The organism is Micromonospora sp. CCTCC AA 2012012 (assembly GCF_040499845.1).
Lineage (GTDB): Bacteria > Actinomycetota > Actinomycetes > Mycobacteriales > Micromonosporaceae > Micromonospora > Micromonospora mangrovi.
Window position 1 is genome coordinate 1,221,319 of the sequence record NZ_CP159342.1, and the last position, 12,979, is coordinate 1,234,297.

Genomic DNA, 12,979 nt, shown 5'->3' on the forward strand with positions numbered 1-12,979 from the left:
ACCGGCAGGCTGGGACCGTCCGACCAACCAGAAGAGGACGATCATGACATTTGCCATTCCCGGTTTCGACTACCAGCGCGTCCCGGTCACCGACGACGTGACCCTGAACGTGGCCGTCGGCGGCACGGGCAGCCCCGTCGTGCTGCTGCACGGCTTCCCCCAGACCCACCTCATGTGGCGGCACGTCGCCGGCGACCTCGCCACCGACCACACCGTGATCTGTCCCGACCTGCGCGGCTACGGCGCCAGCGACAAGCCCGCCGCGCGCGACGTCGACACGTACTCCAAGCGGACCATGGCCGCCGACATCGTCACCCTCGCCGGCACGCTCGGCCACGAGCGCTTCGCCCTGGCCGGACACGACCGCGGTGCCCTCGTCGCCATCCGTGCCGGCCTCGACCATCCCGGCACGATCAGCCACCTCGCCATCCTCGACGTCCTGCCGACACTGGACATGTGGGACATCCTGCACGGGTCCTCCGCCGCAGTCGCCTTCCACCTGTATCTGATGGCCCAGCCTCCCGGCCTGCCCGAGCAGATGATCACCGCCAGCGCGGACGCGTTCTTCGGCTACTTCCTCGACCTGTGGGCCAGGGACCCGGGGGCCATCCCCGCCGACGTGCGGGCGGAATACCTGAGAGCATCCCGGGACGCGGTCGACTCCATCGTCGCCGACTACCGCGCCTCGGCCGGCATCGACATCGACCACGACCGGGCCGACCGGTCCGCCGGGAATCGGCTGCGCATGCCGGTCACCGTCGTCCAGCAGGACTGGGGGGCCGCACTCGGCTACGACGCCGCCGCGCTGTGGCACACCTGGGCCGCCGAGCTGGAGCACCACACCACGTCGGTCGGGCACTTCATGGCCGAGGAGACACCCGCCGAGATCATCGGCGTCCTGCGTACCCTGCTCGCGCGGTAACGATCGTCCGCCCGGCGACCACGCGCGGCGACCGCGCGACCGGGTGCCGGAGGATAACCGGTGTCGTCGCGGAGACCCGACCGGTACGAAGATCGGGTGCCCTTTGTCGCGCTCTTCGCCGCCGTCCTCCTCTTCGGCATCGCGGACTCGATGATCCACTCCTACCTCGTGCTCTTCGGCGCGGACGTGGTGGGGCTGACGCCGCTGCAGATCGGCGTGTGGGCCTCGGTGCTCGCCGTCGGCGGGATCACGATCGGCTGGTGGCTGGGACGGCTGTTCGACCGTCGGCCCGCCCGGACGTACGCGATGGTCGTGATCCTGGCGGGCTCGGCGGGTTATCTGCTGCTGCCGTGGGTCTCCAGCTTCCTGCTGCTGCTCCTCCTGGCCGCGACGGTGCTCGGCGCGATGGGGGCGGTCTTCCCGCAGCTCTTCGCCCTGGCCCGGGCCGTGCTGGGCGAGGGCGCCGCCGGGCAGCGGTCCGCGCCGCTGCTGCGGTCGGGCTGGTCCCTGGCGTGGGCCGTCGGGCCGTTGCTGGGCGCGCTCGTGCTGTCCCGGGGCGGCTATCCCTGGCTGATGTGGACGGCCGCCGGGGTGTACGTCGCCGCCGCGCTGATCCTCTCCGCCGTGCCCCGCCCCGGGCCCGTCGCGGGTACGAGTTCCGCGCCGGGCCGGACCCCGGTCCTGCTCACCGTGAGCGTCACCCTCTTCTTCACCGCGATGTTCGCGGGCGGGGTGGCGCTGCCGTTGTTCGTCACGCGCGCCCTGCACCAGCCGCCCGCGTCGGTCGGCGTGCTGTTCAGCGTCTGCGCGGCAGTCGAGGTGGTGGCCACGCTGGGGCTGATCGTCGTCCCCGACCGGGTCAGCCAGCGGGCCCTGATCCTCGGCGGCTTCGGCTCCTTCGTCTGCCTCTACGCCCTGACGGCCGTCTCCTCGACCATGCTGATGCTCGTCGTCGGGCAGGTCTTCCGCGGCGTGGGGATCGCGATCGTCGGCGCGGCGGGCATCCGCTACTTCCAGGACCTCCTGGCCCCGGCGACCGGCCGCGCCACCACGCTGTTCGCCAACGCGTCCACGGCCGGTCTGCTGGTCTCCGGGATCCTCTCCGGCGTGGCCGTCGAACACGTCGGCTACCGCGCGACGTTCTGCCTCTGCGGGGTGGCCGCCGCCCTGGGCGCAGTCGCCTTCACCCTCGGTTCCCGCCGCCGGCCCGACCGCCGCGCGCCCGCGCCGGTCGGGCCCGAACGGCAGCCGGCCGGCTCCGCGTGACGGGAGACGTCAGCCCACCCGCTCGGCCAGCGAGACGACGATCCCCTCCGGCCCCCGGACGTACGCCATCCGCCACGCACCCTCGTACTCGCCGATGCCGCCGACCAGGCCGTAGCCCTCGCTCGCCGCCCAGTCGACGGCGGCCCGCAGGTCGTCGACCTCGAAGGAGACGTTGCGCAGACCCAGCTCGTTCGCCATGGCGGCCGGCGAGCCGGGCACCGAGGCGGGGCGCACGAAACGCGCCAGTTCCAGGCGCGCACCGCCGTCGGGCGCGGCCAGCATGACGATCTCGGTGCGGGAGTCGGGGATGCCGCAGACCGTCTCCAGGAACTCTCCCTCGACGTACGTCCGACCCTCGACCTCCAGACCGAGCGCCACGAAGAAGGCGGTCACCCCGTCGAGATCCTCGACGGTGATGCCGACGTGGTCGAAGCGCCGTACGAATGACATGGTGTGTGCTCCCGCGGTCGTCCCGGCCAGGTATCCGTCACGGTAGACGTTCCCCGGCGCCGTGCCGGGGGCTTCGAGTTGCGTCGCACGGCGAACCTTGTTCGGATTGATCGACGTGGTCCATCGCGGGGGAGGACGGAACGTGCGTCGGCTGCTGCTCCTCCTCTCTGCCACGGCGGTGGGCGTCGGTCTCATGATCCTGATGAGCGCCGGGACAGGGGCCGGGACGTGGTTCGGCATCACGTTCTGCGTCTTGCTGATCGTCGGTGCCGCCGTTGGTGGCCGGTGGGGTCGCGGACCGGTGGCCCGGGGCGTACGGGCTCCGCTGCTGGCCGGAGTGGGAGAGCTGGTCCTGGGGCTGTGCGCGGTCATGGGCGTCATGCTGATCTGGCGGCCCTCGGTCGGAGCCGACCTGCCGATGGTGCCCTTCCTGCTCTGCATGGCGCTCGGGTCGCTGCTGATGGTCCCCGTCGGGCTGATGGGCGACGAGACGGACGGCGAGCCGGGCGCGGCCGTACGCCGACCCGCCAGAGAATCCACCGGTGACGAAGAATTCTCTGGCGCAGACGGCCAACCCCTCCGCTGACCTGCACTACTACCTGGTTCACGACCGCTTCGGCGAGCCGGAGGGACTGCTGGCCGAGGAGTTTCTGCTCGCGGCCGACTACTCCTCCGTCGGGCTGATGAGCGGCGGCTGGAGCCGAGCGGTGGGGAGGTGGCGCGACGCGTCAGCCACCAGTCGGCGCCTCCGCGTCGATGCCGCGCTGCGGGCCCGGGTGACGCCCGTCGGCCGGACGGCGGCGGCGCTCTACCGGGATCTCGGCGGCGTCGATCTGCCGGACGAGACCGCGCTGCGGAGGTGCTTCGGTGACCTTCCCGCGCAGACACCGCCTCTCCTGCGCCTCGACGGCTCCCAGGCCACGTCCGGGTTCCGCGAGACGCGCGTGTACCGGATCCTCTTCACCGACGAGTTGACCCAGGTCGGCCTCGCGGCGCTCAGCGATACGTGGCAGATGCCGGTCACCGGGGACCTCACCGATCCCGAGATGCAAATCGTGGGTGCGGTCCACCGCCGTGTTGCTGGCGACGCCTTCCGCTGGAATCTGCGCCGGGTGGCGGCAGGCGCCGCCTGGGGGTTGGACGTGACGTGTGATCTAGGGGGGAAGCGGGACGAGGCGGTCGGCATGCTGTTGCGCGGCCTGACGACCCAGATGCGGCAGCAGGGTCTGATCCCGATCACCCTCGATCGGTTCCGCTGAGCGTTTCCGGCTGTCACTTCCTCGGCTGCGTCGAAGCCGAGGAGTCGGTCCGGAGCCTTGTGCCGCCCCACGGCGCGGTTCGGAGACTCGGCGTCCGACCCGGACGGAGACGCGGCTGAGGGTTGCGCGGTACCGTCCGAAAGGCGGATCGCCATGAGGCGTGCTGGTCCGCAGTCGCAGTCCTCGACCTGGGAAGCAGGCGAAGGTATGGCTACCAAGACGGACACGATCGGCACCAGGATCCGCTACTGGCGGATGCGCCGTGGCGGGATGAGTCAGGCCGTCCTCGCCGGGTTGGCCGGGGTCAGCCAGCCGTACATCTCGCAGGTCGAATCCGGCCGCAAGACGATCGACCGACGTTCCACCCTGGTCGCCATCGCCGCCGCGTTGCAGGTCACGGTGGCTGATCTGCTCGGACAGGGCACCGAGCCCGGCGACCCGGCTCGGGAACGTGCCGCCGAGAGCGTGCCGGCGATCTGGTCCGCCCTCATCGAGATCGAGGACGGCGAGCGCAGGCCGTCGACCCGCAGCAGGGATGAGTTGACCGCCGACATCGCGCAGAGCGACCAGCTCCGCAACCGTTCCCACTATCCGGCGATGGCCCGGATGCTCCCCGGTCTGCTCTTGGAAGCCGCCGCAGTCGGTGGGACGGTGTTGGCCCAGGTGGCGTACCAGGCCTCCACCTGCCTACGGAATCTCGGGTACCGGCACCTGGCGCTCAACGCCGCCCGGATCGCGGTGGCCGCGGCCGAGGACGTCGAGGAGCCGGCCTGGCTGGGGGCGTCCCGATTCGCGTATGCGCAGAGCCTGCCGATAGAGGCCGCGCCCCTGGCGGCCAGGGGTGCCGACCGCTCGATGGCCGAGCTTCAGGCAGCCGCCGCCGATGAGCGGGTCCGTCAGATGCTCGGCCAGCTGCACCTCGTGGCCGCCCTGGCCTCGACCGTGAGCGGGCGACCGGATGTTGCCCGGGACCACCTCGCCGAGGCGGCTCGTGAGGCGGCGACCCTCGGCGATCCGGCGGACGGCGCGGGCTTCAACGGTTGCGGGTTCGGCCCGACCAACGTGGGCCTGTGGGAGATGTCCATCGCGGCCGAGTCGGGTGAGCCCGGCCGGGTGATCGAGCTGTCCCGCACGGTCCAGCCCCAGGTCCTGACGGCGTCGATCCGGCAGATGTCCTACTGGCTTGACCTCGGCCGAGCGTTGACCGAATCCAGTCGCGACGCCGAGGCGCTGGTGGCGTTCGTGCGAGCGGAACAGGCCGCACCCGTGCCGTTCGCGCTGAGCCCCCTTGCACAGGACGCTGTGGTGACGATGGCGCAGCGGGCGAAGCGGCGTGCCGTTCCGACCGAACTGCGGCAGCTCGCTGGGCGCCTCGGCATCAGCCTGGCGTCATAACCAGCGGTAATCACCACATCACCGGTCACCCCTAGTGTCCGATTCGGGAGAGGCAATGGCCTCCCTCGGTCGGGCATCGGTGGCTTCGGGATAGCCGCCGTGCCCCTCGGCACCGGAGGTGGGGATGGGCGGTCCGGGCGACGACGTGCCGGGCATCGGCCAGCTGGTTCAGGCGGTGGAGCGGGAGGCCGCCAAACGACGCCTCCTCGCCCTCGCCGAATCGGGTCGGATACCAGTCGACGAGACCGTCCGGGCGGTGCCGGACCGGCGGTGGCGACGCCCCGCCAGCAGCGGCACAGGTGACGACCCGCCGGCATCACGCGTCGCGTACGACGAGTATCTGCTCGCGGTCGCCCTGACGTTCGCCCGGCGGCACCGTCCGGTGTGGTGCTGGCGCAGATGGCGGCGGGTCTGCCGGTGCGGCGCCGACCTGCCCTGCGTCACCCGCCACCGCATTCCGATCGGCCGTCAGCACTGGCCGGAGCAGGGGGAGCAGTGAGCGAGGAGGAGGCGATTCTCGCCGTACACCTGCGGGGTCTCGACGGGATGTGCGTGGGGTGTCGGGTGTGGTGGGCGCGGCTGGTGCCGTACCCGTGCTGGCAGGTGGAGTGGGTGACCAGCCGGCAGGCGCGGGCGGTCACCGCGCGGTTCCTGGGGGTGCGCGCGTGACCACCCACGGGCCGGTGCTGCCCATCTGGACCTGCGGTGGTTGCGGCGCGCCGTGGCCGTGCGCGACCCGTCGGCGGGAGCTGCGGGCGGAGTACGCGGACGCACCGGTCTCGCTGGCGCTCCATCTGGGGGCGCAGCTCGTCCGCGCCACCGCCGATCTGAGCTGGGCACCCGCCGGGACGCTGCACCGGCGCTTCCTGGGCTGGCTGCGGTGAGCATCCTGCGGGCGGGGGACGAGAAGTACCACTACCGCGACGGCTCGCACCGCTGGGTGCCGCCCGACCCGGACGAGGACCAGGCGGTGTGGGAGGAGCAGGTCCGCCAGCACAAGCACGGCCACCTGCGCAACGAGCGGCCGAAGGTACGCCTCCGGCGCCTCGTCTGAGGCGACCCCCCCGACGACCGGCGGATCAGCGGGCGTCAGGCACGGCCGACGCGGTGGACTCCGCAGGATGGCTGTCATCCGACCCTGTGTCGGCGGTGCGGGCGGGGACGGCCGTTTGCAGCCGACGGACATCTCGGCTGGTCAGCATGCCGAGGACGGAGAGCACCATCAGAGCGGCGAGGATCAACAGCGTCCGGCGGGTGCCGATGACCGCCGCGAGTGGTCCGGCCGCCACCTGGCCGAGGGGGATGGCGATCCAGGATCCCAACATGTCGTAGGAGTAGACGCGGGCCAGCCGGTCGGCCGGGATGTGTTGCGCGATCGACGTCTCCCAGGCGACGGAGAACTGTTCGACGGCGATGCCCACCGCGACCGCGGCCGTCACCAGCACGACGACGGTGGGTGCCAGGGCCAGCCCCAGCAGCACGGACGACTCGGCGAACATGCAGACCACCCCGAGCAGGAGCAGCCGGCGCACCCGGAGCCGCAGGGCGATCAACCCGCCCACCACCATCCCGGCGGTCTCCGCCGCCAGCACCAGACCCCAGCCGCTGCGGCCGATCGTCTCGTCGGCGACGGCCGGGCCGAGCACGTTCATCCCACCGGCGAGGGCCGCGTTGAGCATCATGAAGCCGAGCACCACCACCGGGACCCAGGTGCGCGCGGTGAATTCGCTCCAGCCGGTGCGGAGGTCGGCGAGGACGCCCGAGCGGGCACCCGCCGTCCCAGGGGCGGCGATCCGGACGCCGGTGAACGCCACCGCCGCGACAGCGAAGGTGAGCGCGTCGACGGCGAGCCCCCAGCCCGGCCCGACGGCGGCCACCAGCACCCCACCGAGGGCCGCGCCGCCGATCATGCTCGTGTTGATGCCGAGCCGGAGGAGCGCGTTGGCCGGCTGGATCAGCTCCGCCGGCACGGTCTGCGGCGTCGCGGCGGCGGAGGCCGGCTGGGACAGGGCGCTCACGACGCCGTTGGCCGCACCGAGCGCCAGCAACAGCGGGAGCGTCGCCGTGTCGGTGAGCACGACAGTGGCCACCACCGCCTGGGTCAGCGCGCCCAGGGCGTTGGAGCCGACCAGCACCAGCCGCCGCGGGACCCGGTCGGCCACCACCCCGCCGAAGAGCACGAACAGCACGGTCAACAGCGATCTCGCACCGACCACCAGACCGAGGTCGCGCACCGAGCCGGTCAGATCGAGTACAGCGAAGGCGAGCGCGATCGGAGCGACGCCGTTGCCCAGCATGTTGACCATCCGGCCGGCCGCCAGGAACCGGAACGCGCCATACCGTAGCGGCGCCAGCATCAGTCCTCCTCCCGCAGGGAACACCGGTCGACGGGGGCCGGGATCCAGGCCCCGGAGCCGCTCGGCACCCGGGCCATGGTCGCGTCCCGGCGCGGGCGCGCGCGACCCGTTCTCTTCCGGGCAGAACGACGCCGCGACACGTCCGACCACTCGGGACTTCCACCCGGCCGGTCGACCGCGTGCTCGTCGCCGGCGTTCCTGCTGCGAGCAGGCATGGTCTCGGGACCCCGGCCCACGATGCCGGTCAGAGCGAGGTCGACGGCCGGGCCTTCTGGGGGTGGAGCGTCTCGTGCCGGGCCAGCATGGCGACGAACTCGCGGATCTTCCGCTCGCGGGTCTCCGCCCGCTTGACGGCGTTGACGCGGTAGATGAGCGCGAACCTGTTGGTCTTGGTGAGCACGTCGAACATGGCCTGCGCGGCCGGGTTCGCGGCGATGGCGGCGAGCAGGTCGGCCGGCACCTCGGCCTCGGACGGCGGGGCGTAGGCGGCGGCCCACCGGCCGTCGGCCTTCGCGGCCTCCACGGCGGCCCGGCCGGCGGGCTGCATCCGCCCCTCCGCCTCCAGCCGGGCGACGTGCGTAATGTTGCGCTGCGACCAGGCACTGCTGGGCCGGCGCGGGGTGAACCGGATCCAGGAGATCTCCTCGGTCCCCTTCCGGGCCTGCCCGTCGATCCAGCCGACACAGAGTGCCTCGTCGACCGCCTGCTGCCAGGTCAGCGTGGTGACGGTGCCGCCCTTCTTGCCCAGGGCGAGCCACACCCCGGGGGAGGAGGCGTGGTGGGCCGACAACCACGCCCGCAGCGCGTCGGCGTCGGCGACGATCAACTCATCCAGTTCGGCCCCTGCCATGACAGCAGGCTATCGCTGGCCCCCGACCTTCCTAGATGGCGATCGGGAGTGTCTCGATCCAGCACGAGGCGACCTTCGGCGCCAGCAGGGCCTTGGCCTCCTCGGCGTCGGCCCGGGTGAGGAAGACTCCGATGCCGGAGATCTCCGGCCGGTGCGCCAGGCCCACGTCCGTCATGAGGACGAAGACGTCGCGGAACCGGTCCCGGCGCGCCTGCTGCTGATGGTGGTCCGGGTGCAGTGAGGCGATGAGGTCCTCGACGGAGGCGGCGTTGAAGCCGGGGTTCACCCCGGACAACGGGGCCGTCGGCCACCGTGGCAGGTAGGCGTCGGCGGTGTGGAAGAAGCTGCCCTGGACGCGGGAGAGGACGTCCTCGTGCCAGCCGAAGGCCATGCTGACGACGTAGTCCGACCGGCCCTCGCTCTCCAGCAGGAAGACCCGGTAACCAAGGTCGGCGCGAATGCCCGGCAGCGCCGCCATGATCCGGCTGGCTTCCGCCACGGTCGCGCACCGGACGACCAGCCCCCGGTAGCCCTCCCGGATCTTGACTGCCTCCGCCGGCTTGAACAGCAGGTCGATCGTCGTCTCGTGCTCCCTGCCCGGGTTGCTGCGCAGCAGCAACTGGCCGTGAGTCGCGGAGTAGGCCTCCAAGGCGAACCGGCGGTCGCTCCGGAAGACCGCCGTCCCCGGCCTCAGCTCATGATCCTGCCTCAGCCACGAGCTCCCGGTCATCGGGACATGGTCGGGGCTCGGGGCGGCCATGGTCAACACGGCGTCCCTCCTCTGCGAGCCGCTCAGTCGGCCGGATCGGTCGCGGGTGTCGTCTCCGCCGCAGCGGTGATCTGGCTGGGCTGGGGTTCGGCTGTCGCGCGGTACGGTCGTTCAATCAGCGGGCGTTGAACGAACGGGGGAGTCGATGACCGCCACGTCACGCGAGATCGTGGAGCGGGTGCTCCGGGCAGGCCGCGAACTGGATGTCGACACCTTCGTGGCGTTGATGGCGCCCGACGGGTACATCGAGTGGCCGTACCGGCCGCCGGGCGTACCCGCGCGGGTGCAGGGGCGCGCGGAGATCCGGAGGCATCTGACCGAGGTGGCCAAGGGCTTCATCAGGTTCCACGAGTACCGCGCCGTCGTGCTGCACGAGACCGCCGATCCGGAGGTGGTCATCGTGGAGTACGACGCGCACGGGACCGTTGTCACGACCGGTGCACCCTTCCAGCAGACGGTGATCGCGGTGATCCGCGTCCAGGACGGTCGGATCGTGTCCTACCGCGACTATGTCAATCCACTGCCGTTGGTCGAGCTGCTCGCCGACATCACCGCAACGCCGGCCGACGCCTAGCGACGCGGGACCGTCACCGGAACATGCCCTCAGCGCAGGCACTCGGTCTCGTGCAGGTGATCGAAGATGATCTGGTCGACCGGGGAGACCCGGTGGCGGTCGGCATAGGTGAGCCAGGCGATCTCCTCGATCTCGCTGCTGGGTCGCAGGACTCCCCGGTAGTCGGCGGTGTAGCAGGTCATCCGGACGATCGTCCCGTCGGGATGACCATGGGCCTGGGCGTGGAACGTCCCGGCGTGCTCGGCGGTGCCGGGAGCGATGGTCACGCTGAGTTCCTCCTCGATCTCGCGGACGAGGGTGTCGAGGTCGCTCTCGCCCGGCTCCCGCTTGCCGCCGGGGAGGTAGTAGACGTCCTTGCCGCGTGAGCGGGAGCTGAGGATCGCGCCGTCCTCCAGCCGGATCCAGGCGACCTTGTCGATGATGGTCATGCTCGGCCTTCCCACGGGGTGCTCCGCCGCTAGGCGGCGAAGTCGACGCCGGCGAGGGAGACGCCACGGTACGCGGCGAGCCGTTCCGCCTGCTCGACGATCGCCTTCCGCCGGCTGTCGGGCAGCTCCCGCCACGGTTGGACGGCCAGCTTCATCGTCCGGCCGGACTTGCGGGGCCGCCAGGTGCCGACCAGGTCACCGTCGACCAGCACGGCACCGGGGCGACCCAGCACCGGCCACAGCTCCTTCGCCCGGCCCGGGTCCGGCACCAGCGTCTCCCGGTCCTTCGCCTGGAGGAAGAGGTCGAACGGGCCGAGCAGCCGGGTCGCCGGGGCGTCCGTCGACCTCCACGCCGGTTCGTCGGCGGCCAGGAGCCAGCGCGTCTCGCCGTCGACGACCACTTCGACCACCTCCTCCGGCCAGTGTGCCTTGACGTCCCGGACCGGGGCGTCGAGATAGCCGGCCACGTGTCGAGGGGTGGCCGGGCCGAGCAGCCGCAGGTAGGCGCGGACCAGGTCGAACCGGTCGCCCGGGGCGGCCGCCTTCGTGAATCCGGGGATGCGGCGCAGGACCGGGGGCGAGGTGTCGGGTCGCAGCTCCAGACCGGCCCGTACGGCGGCCAGCCGGAACGGCATCTCGTACAGGTGGGTGGCCTGGCACGGTCGGCAGAACCGCAGGTAGGGCTCGGGCAGCAGCGCGGCCAGGCGGGCGGAGACCGCACCCTTGACGGTCGGCTCGGCGACGATGGCGCGCATCCGGGCGGCCACCTCGTCGAGAGCGGCCAGGATGCCGATGCCGGCCGCCTTCAACGGCTTCGCGGCGTCATAGATGCGCTTGCCGGCGTCCGCGTCGGAGAACGGCTCCACCGCCGCCGCCACCTCGGCCAGGTCGGCACGACGGTAGCGGTGCGGTGCGCCGCGTACCGTCCAGAGCAGCACCGGCTCCTCGTCGGAGAGCGCGGCCACGTCGATCCCGCGCAGGGCCAGCGCCCACCGGGCACCGTCCGGACCGGTGTCCTGCACCCCCAGGTCGAGCACGGCGGTGTCCGCGAGGCTGCCCCCGGTCCGGTCGAGCTGCTGGGCCCGCACGCGGAAGTTCAGCACCTGGCGACGGTCAGCCACGTCGGTCCGCCGCCTCCAGGTAGGCGGCCAGGTTGGCCAGCGAGGAGGCGATCCCGGCCTCGTGGACCGCCGGGTCGATGCCGGGTGGCACGTCCGTCGCGGTGACGGTCACCTCGGTGCCCGCGCCGACGGCGGCGAGCTGCCAGGTCATGGTCATGGTGCCGGCGTACGCGGGGTCGTCGGCCTCGAACACCGCCCGCTGCACCACCCCACCGGGAGGCTCCAGGGCGGCGAAGCCGACCTCCACCACGTCGGTCGCGTCCGACGTCTTACCGGGGCTGCCCGTTGCGTCGAGGTGAGTGAGGACCATCCGGAAACCACCGCCGGGGCGCGGATCCCACTGCGCGATCCGGCCCCGCATGCCCTGCGGTGGCAACCACGCCTCGACCGCCGCCCGGTCGAGGAGGGCGGCGTACACGGTCGTCGGCGGTGCCGCGATCACCCGGCTGGCACGGTCGGTCCTGGCCATGGACCGATCCTAGGGCCGGCGTCGCGGAGGACCGGCAGCGTCAGTGCTGCCGGCCCACAGTGTCCTTGGTGAGGCGGACGGCACCGTCCGGGGTGGCGGGTGCTGCCGTCCGGTAGCCCTCGCTCTGATAGAGGTCGATGTTCCGCCCGCTCTTCGCGCCGGTGAAGAGCACGACGCGGCGGCAGTCGGGTGCCGCGTCCGCCTCGGCGGTGCGCAGCAGCCACCGGCCCAGCCCGTGACCGCGCAGGTCGGGCACGACGGCGAGCCGACCCACGTGCCAGTCGCTGTCGACGCGCCGGGTCCGCACCATGCCCAGCAGCCGGCCGTCCCGCCAGAGGCCCGTGGTGTGCCAGGTCGCCAGCCAGTCACCCACCTCCGCCACCGACTCGCGCAGCGCCGGAACGGCCAGGGTGTCGTTGGCGAGCGCCTCGTCCACCCAGCAGCACCGCTGCAGCACCGTCACCTCGGGCGCGTCGTCCGAGGTCAGCCGGCGTACGTAGGACCCGGGCAGCGGTCCGGGGAGCGTCCCGGGGCGGGCGCTCTCGCGCAGGGGCCGCAGCGCGTGGGCGACCCGGACCAGCTCGTCCAGCAGCCCGATGCCCGCCGCGTCGCGGGTCGCGTCGGGGCGCAGCCGTCCACTCTCCACCGCCGCGCCGCTGCGGATGGCGACCGTGGCGCCCAACGGCACCAGGCGCAGCGTGGTCACCACCTGCGTGGCGTGCTGCACCGCCCGGGTGCCGGCCGACGTGTGGCCGTAGCTGACGAAGCCGATCGGCTTCCACGCCCATTCGCGGCCGAGGTGGTCCAGCGCGTTCTTCAGCGTCGCCGGCATTCCGCTGTGGTGCTCCGGCGTGACCGCGATGAAGCCGTCCGCCGCGTCGACGATCGCGCTCCACCGGCGGGTGTGCTCGTGCCGGTGCACGCCCGACGCCGGATGTTCCTCCTCGTCGAAAAAGGGCAGGTCCAGCTCGCCGAGGGCCACCGGGACGAGTTCGACGCCGAGTTCCGCGGCGCGCGGGGTGACGGCCTCGACCAGCCACTGTCCGATCAGGGGGCCGAGGGCGCCGGGACGGGTGCCGCACCGCAGCACCAGGACACGGAGCGGTTTCGTTGACATGG

Annotated in this window: 17 protein-coding genes; 9 read left to right on the forward strand and 8 right to left on the reverse strand. The window is 72.2% G+C overall.

What is annotated here, in order from left to right; genetic code table 11:
* Positions 1 to 43 precede the first annotated feature (43 nt).
* Complete coding sequence (locus ABUL08_RS05595; RefSeq protein WP_350935156.1) at positions 44 to 922, forward strand: alpha/beta fold hydrolase; 879 nt, start codon at positions 44 to 46, stop codon at positions 920 to 922.
* Between the two features lie 96 nt (positions 923 to 1,018).
* Complete coding sequence (locus ABUL08_RS05600; protein WP_350935158.1) at positions 1,019 to 2,188, forward strand: MFS transporter; 1,170 nt, start codon at positions 1,019 to 1,021, stop codon at positions 2,186 to 2,188.
* Between the two features lie 9 nt (positions 2,189 to 2,197).
* Here the strand turns inward: ABUL08_RS05600 and ABUL08_RS05605 are convergent, their stop codons facing one another.
* A complete protein-coding gene (locus ABUL08_RS05605) occupies positions 2,198 to 2,638 on the reverse strand; it encodes a VOC family protein (RefSeq protein WP_350935159.1) in 441 nt (146 codons plus the stop codon).
* A 142-nt stretch (positions 2,639 to 2,780) separates the two neighbouring features.
* Between ABUL08_RS05605 and ABUL08_RS05610 the strand changes: the two genes are divergently transcribed.
* The 6 genes from ABUL08_RS05610 (at position 2,781) to ABUL08_RS05635 (ending at position 6,346) form a co-directional block, all read left to right on the forward strand.
* Positions 2,781 to 3,224 carry a hypothetical protein gene (locus ABUL08_RS05610; RefSeq protein ID WP_350935161.1) on the forward strand — a complete coding sequence of 148 codons (444 nt, stop codon included), beginning with the start codon at positions 2,781 to 2,783 and terminating at the stop codon, positions 3,222 to 3,224.
* Complete coding sequence (locus ABUL08_RS05615; RefSeq protein ID WP_350935163.1) at positions 3,181 to 3,897, forward strand: aldehyde dehydrogenase family protein; 717 nt, start codon at positions 3,181 to 3,183, stop codon at positions 3,895 to 3,897. The genes ABUL08_RS05610 and ABUL08_RS05615 overlap by 44 nt, the downstream gene beginning before the upstream one ends.
* 207 nt (positions 3,898 to 4,104) lie before the next feature.
* Entirely contained in the window at positions 4,105 to 5,292 is a 1,188-nt protein-coding gene (locus ABUL08_RS05620) for a helix-turn-helix domain-containing protein (RefSeq protein WP_350938511.1), read from the forward strand.
* 315 nt (positions 5,293 to 5,607) lie between these two features.
* Positions 5,608 to 5,961, forward strand: a complete 354-nt coding sequence (locus ABUL08_RS05625) for a hypothetical protein (RefSeq protein WP_350938513.1) — start codon at positions 5,608 to 5,610, stop codon at positions 5,959 to 5,961.
* Positions 5,958 to 6,176, forward strand: coding sequence for a hypothetical protein (locus tag ABUL08_RS05630; protein ID WP_350935165.1), 219 nt, complete (start codon positions 5,958 to 5,960; stop codon positions 6,174 to 6,176). The genes ABUL08_RS05625 and ABUL08_RS05630 overlap by 4 nt, the downstream gene beginning before the upstream one ends.
* Positions 6,173 to 6,346 carry a hypothetical protein gene (locus ABUL08_RS05635; RefSeq protein ID WP_350935167.1) on the forward strand — a complete coding sequence of 58 codons (174 nt, stop codon included), beginning with the start codon at positions 6,173 to 6,175 and terminating at the stop codon, positions 6,344 to 6,346. The genes ABUL08_RS05630 and ABUL08_RS05635 overlap by 4 nt, the downstream gene beginning before the upstream one ends.
* A 25-nt stretch (positions 6,347 to 6,371) precedes the next feature.
* Here the strand turns inward: ABUL08_RS05635 and ABUL08_RS05640 are convergent, their stop codons facing one another.
* The 3 genes from ABUL08_RS05640 to ABUL08_RS05650 form a co-directional block, all read right to left on the reverse strand.
* A complete protein-coding gene (locus ABUL08_RS05640; protein WP_350935168.1) occupies positions 6,372 to 7,649 on the reverse strand; it encodes an MFS transporter in 1,278 nt (425 codons plus the stop codon).
* Positions 7,650 to 7,893: 244 nt separating this feature from the next.
* Entirely contained in the window at positions 7,894 to 8,499 is a 606-nt protein-coding gene (locus ABUL08_RS05645; protein WP_350935170.1) for a YdeI/OmpD-associated family protein, read from the reverse strand.
* A 31-nt stretch (positions 8,500 to 8,530) separates the two neighbouring features.
* The gene (locus ABUL08_RS05650) at positions 8,531 to 9,229 is read right to left on the reverse strand and encodes a hypothetical protein (protein ID WP_350935172.1); all 699 of its coding nucleotides are present in this window, start codon (positions 9,227 to 9,229) and stop codon (positions 8,531 to 8,533) included.
* A 184-nt stretch (positions 9,230 to 9,413) separates the two neighbouring features.
* Here ABUL08_RS05650 and ABUL08_RS05655 point away from each other — a divergent pair, with 184 nt between their 5' ends.
* Positions 9,414 to 9,842 (forward strand): nuclear transport factor 2 family protein, encoded by a 429-nt coding sequence (locus ABUL08_RS05655; RefSeq protein WP_350935174.1) that lies wholly within the window; start codon positions 9,414 to 9,416, stop codon positions 9,840 to 9,842.
* Positions 9,843 to 9,871: 29 nt separating this feature from the next.
* Here ABUL08_RS05655 and ABUL08_RS05660 read toward each other — a convergent pair whose 3' ends face one another.
* Genes ABUL08_RS05660 through ABUL08_RS05675 form a run of 4 tightly spaced genes read right to left on the reverse strand, consistent with a single transcriptional unit; the run spans position 9,872 to position 12,977 of the window.
* A complete protein-coding gene (locus ABUL08_RS05660) occupies positions 9,872 to 10,270 on the reverse strand; it encodes an NUDIX hydrolase (protein WP_350935176.1) in 399 nt (132 codons plus the stop codon).
* A gap of 29 nt (positions 10,271 to 10,299) precedes the next feature.
* A complete protein-coding gene (locus ABUL08_RS05665) occupies positions 10,300 to 11,373 on the reverse strand; it encodes a DNA glycosylase AlkZ-like family protein (RefSeq protein WP_350935178.1) in 1,074 nt (357 codons plus the stop codon).
* Positions 11,374 to 11,383: 10 nt separating this feature from the next.
* Positions 11,384 to 11,860 carry an SRPBCC family protein gene (locus ABUL08_RS05670; protein ID WP_350935180.1) on the reverse strand — a complete coding sequence of 159 codons (477 nt, stop codon included), beginning with the start codon at positions 11,858 to 11,860 and terminating at the stop codon, positions 11,384 to 11,386.
* Between the two features lie 40 nt (positions 11,861 to 11,900).
* On the reverse strand, positions 11,901 to 12,977 hold the full coding sequence (locus ABUL08_RS05675; RefSeq protein ID WP_350935182.1) for a bifunctional NAD(P)H-dependent oxidoreductase/GNAT family N-acetyltransferase: 1,077 nt from the start codon (positions 12,975 to 12,977) through the stop codon (positions 11,901 to 11,903).
* Positions 12,978 to 12,979: the final 2 nt, after the last annotated feature.

What these genes read in the sequence shown, in the direction of transcription:
- ABUL08_RS05595 (WP_350935156.1), top strand. Translation starts at nt 44, where the DNA reads ATGACATTTGCCATTCCCGGTTTCGACTACCAGCGCGTCCCGGTCACC.
- ABUL08_RS05605 (WP_350935159.1), bottom strand. Translation starts at nt 2,638, where the DNA reads ATGTCATTCGTACGGCGCTTCGACCACGTCGGCATCACCGTCGAGGAT.
- ABUL08_RS05620 (WP_350938511.1), top strand. Translation starts at nt 4,105, where the DNA reads ATGGCTACCAAGACGGACACGATCGGCACCAGGATCCGCTACTGGCGG.
- ABUL08_RS05640 (WP_350935168.1), bottom strand. Translation starts at nt 7,649, where the DNA reads ATGCTGGCGCCGCTACGGTATGGCGCGTTCCGGTTCCTGGCGGCCGGC.
- ABUL08_RS05645 (WP_350935170.1), bottom strand. Translation starts at nt 8,499, where the DNA reads ATGGCAGGGGCCGAACTGGATGAGTTGATCGTCGCCGACGCCGACGCG.
- ABUL08_RS05650 (WP_350935172.1), bottom strand. Translation starts at nt 9,229, where the DNA reads ATGACCGGGAGCTCGTGGCTGAGGCAGGATCATGAGCTGAGGCCGGGG.
- ABUL08_RS05655 (WP_350935174.1), top strand. Translation starts at nt 9,414, where the DNA reads ATGACCGCCACGTCACGCGAGATCGTGGAGCGGGTGCTCCGGGCAGGC.
- ABUL08_RS05660 (WP_350935176.1), bottom strand. Translation starts at nt 10,270, where the DNA reads ATGACCATCATCGACAAGGTCGCCTGGATCCGGCTGGAGGACGGCGCG.
- ABUL08_RS05670 (WP_350935180.1), bottom strand. Translation starts at nt 11,860, where the DNA reads ATGGCCAGGACCGACCGTGCCAGCCGGGTGATCGCGGCACCGCCGACG.
- ABUL08_RS05675 (WP_350935182.1), bottom strand. Translation starts at nt 12,977, where the DNA reads ATGTCAACGAAACCGCTCCGTGTCCTGGTGCTGCGGTGCGGCACCCGT.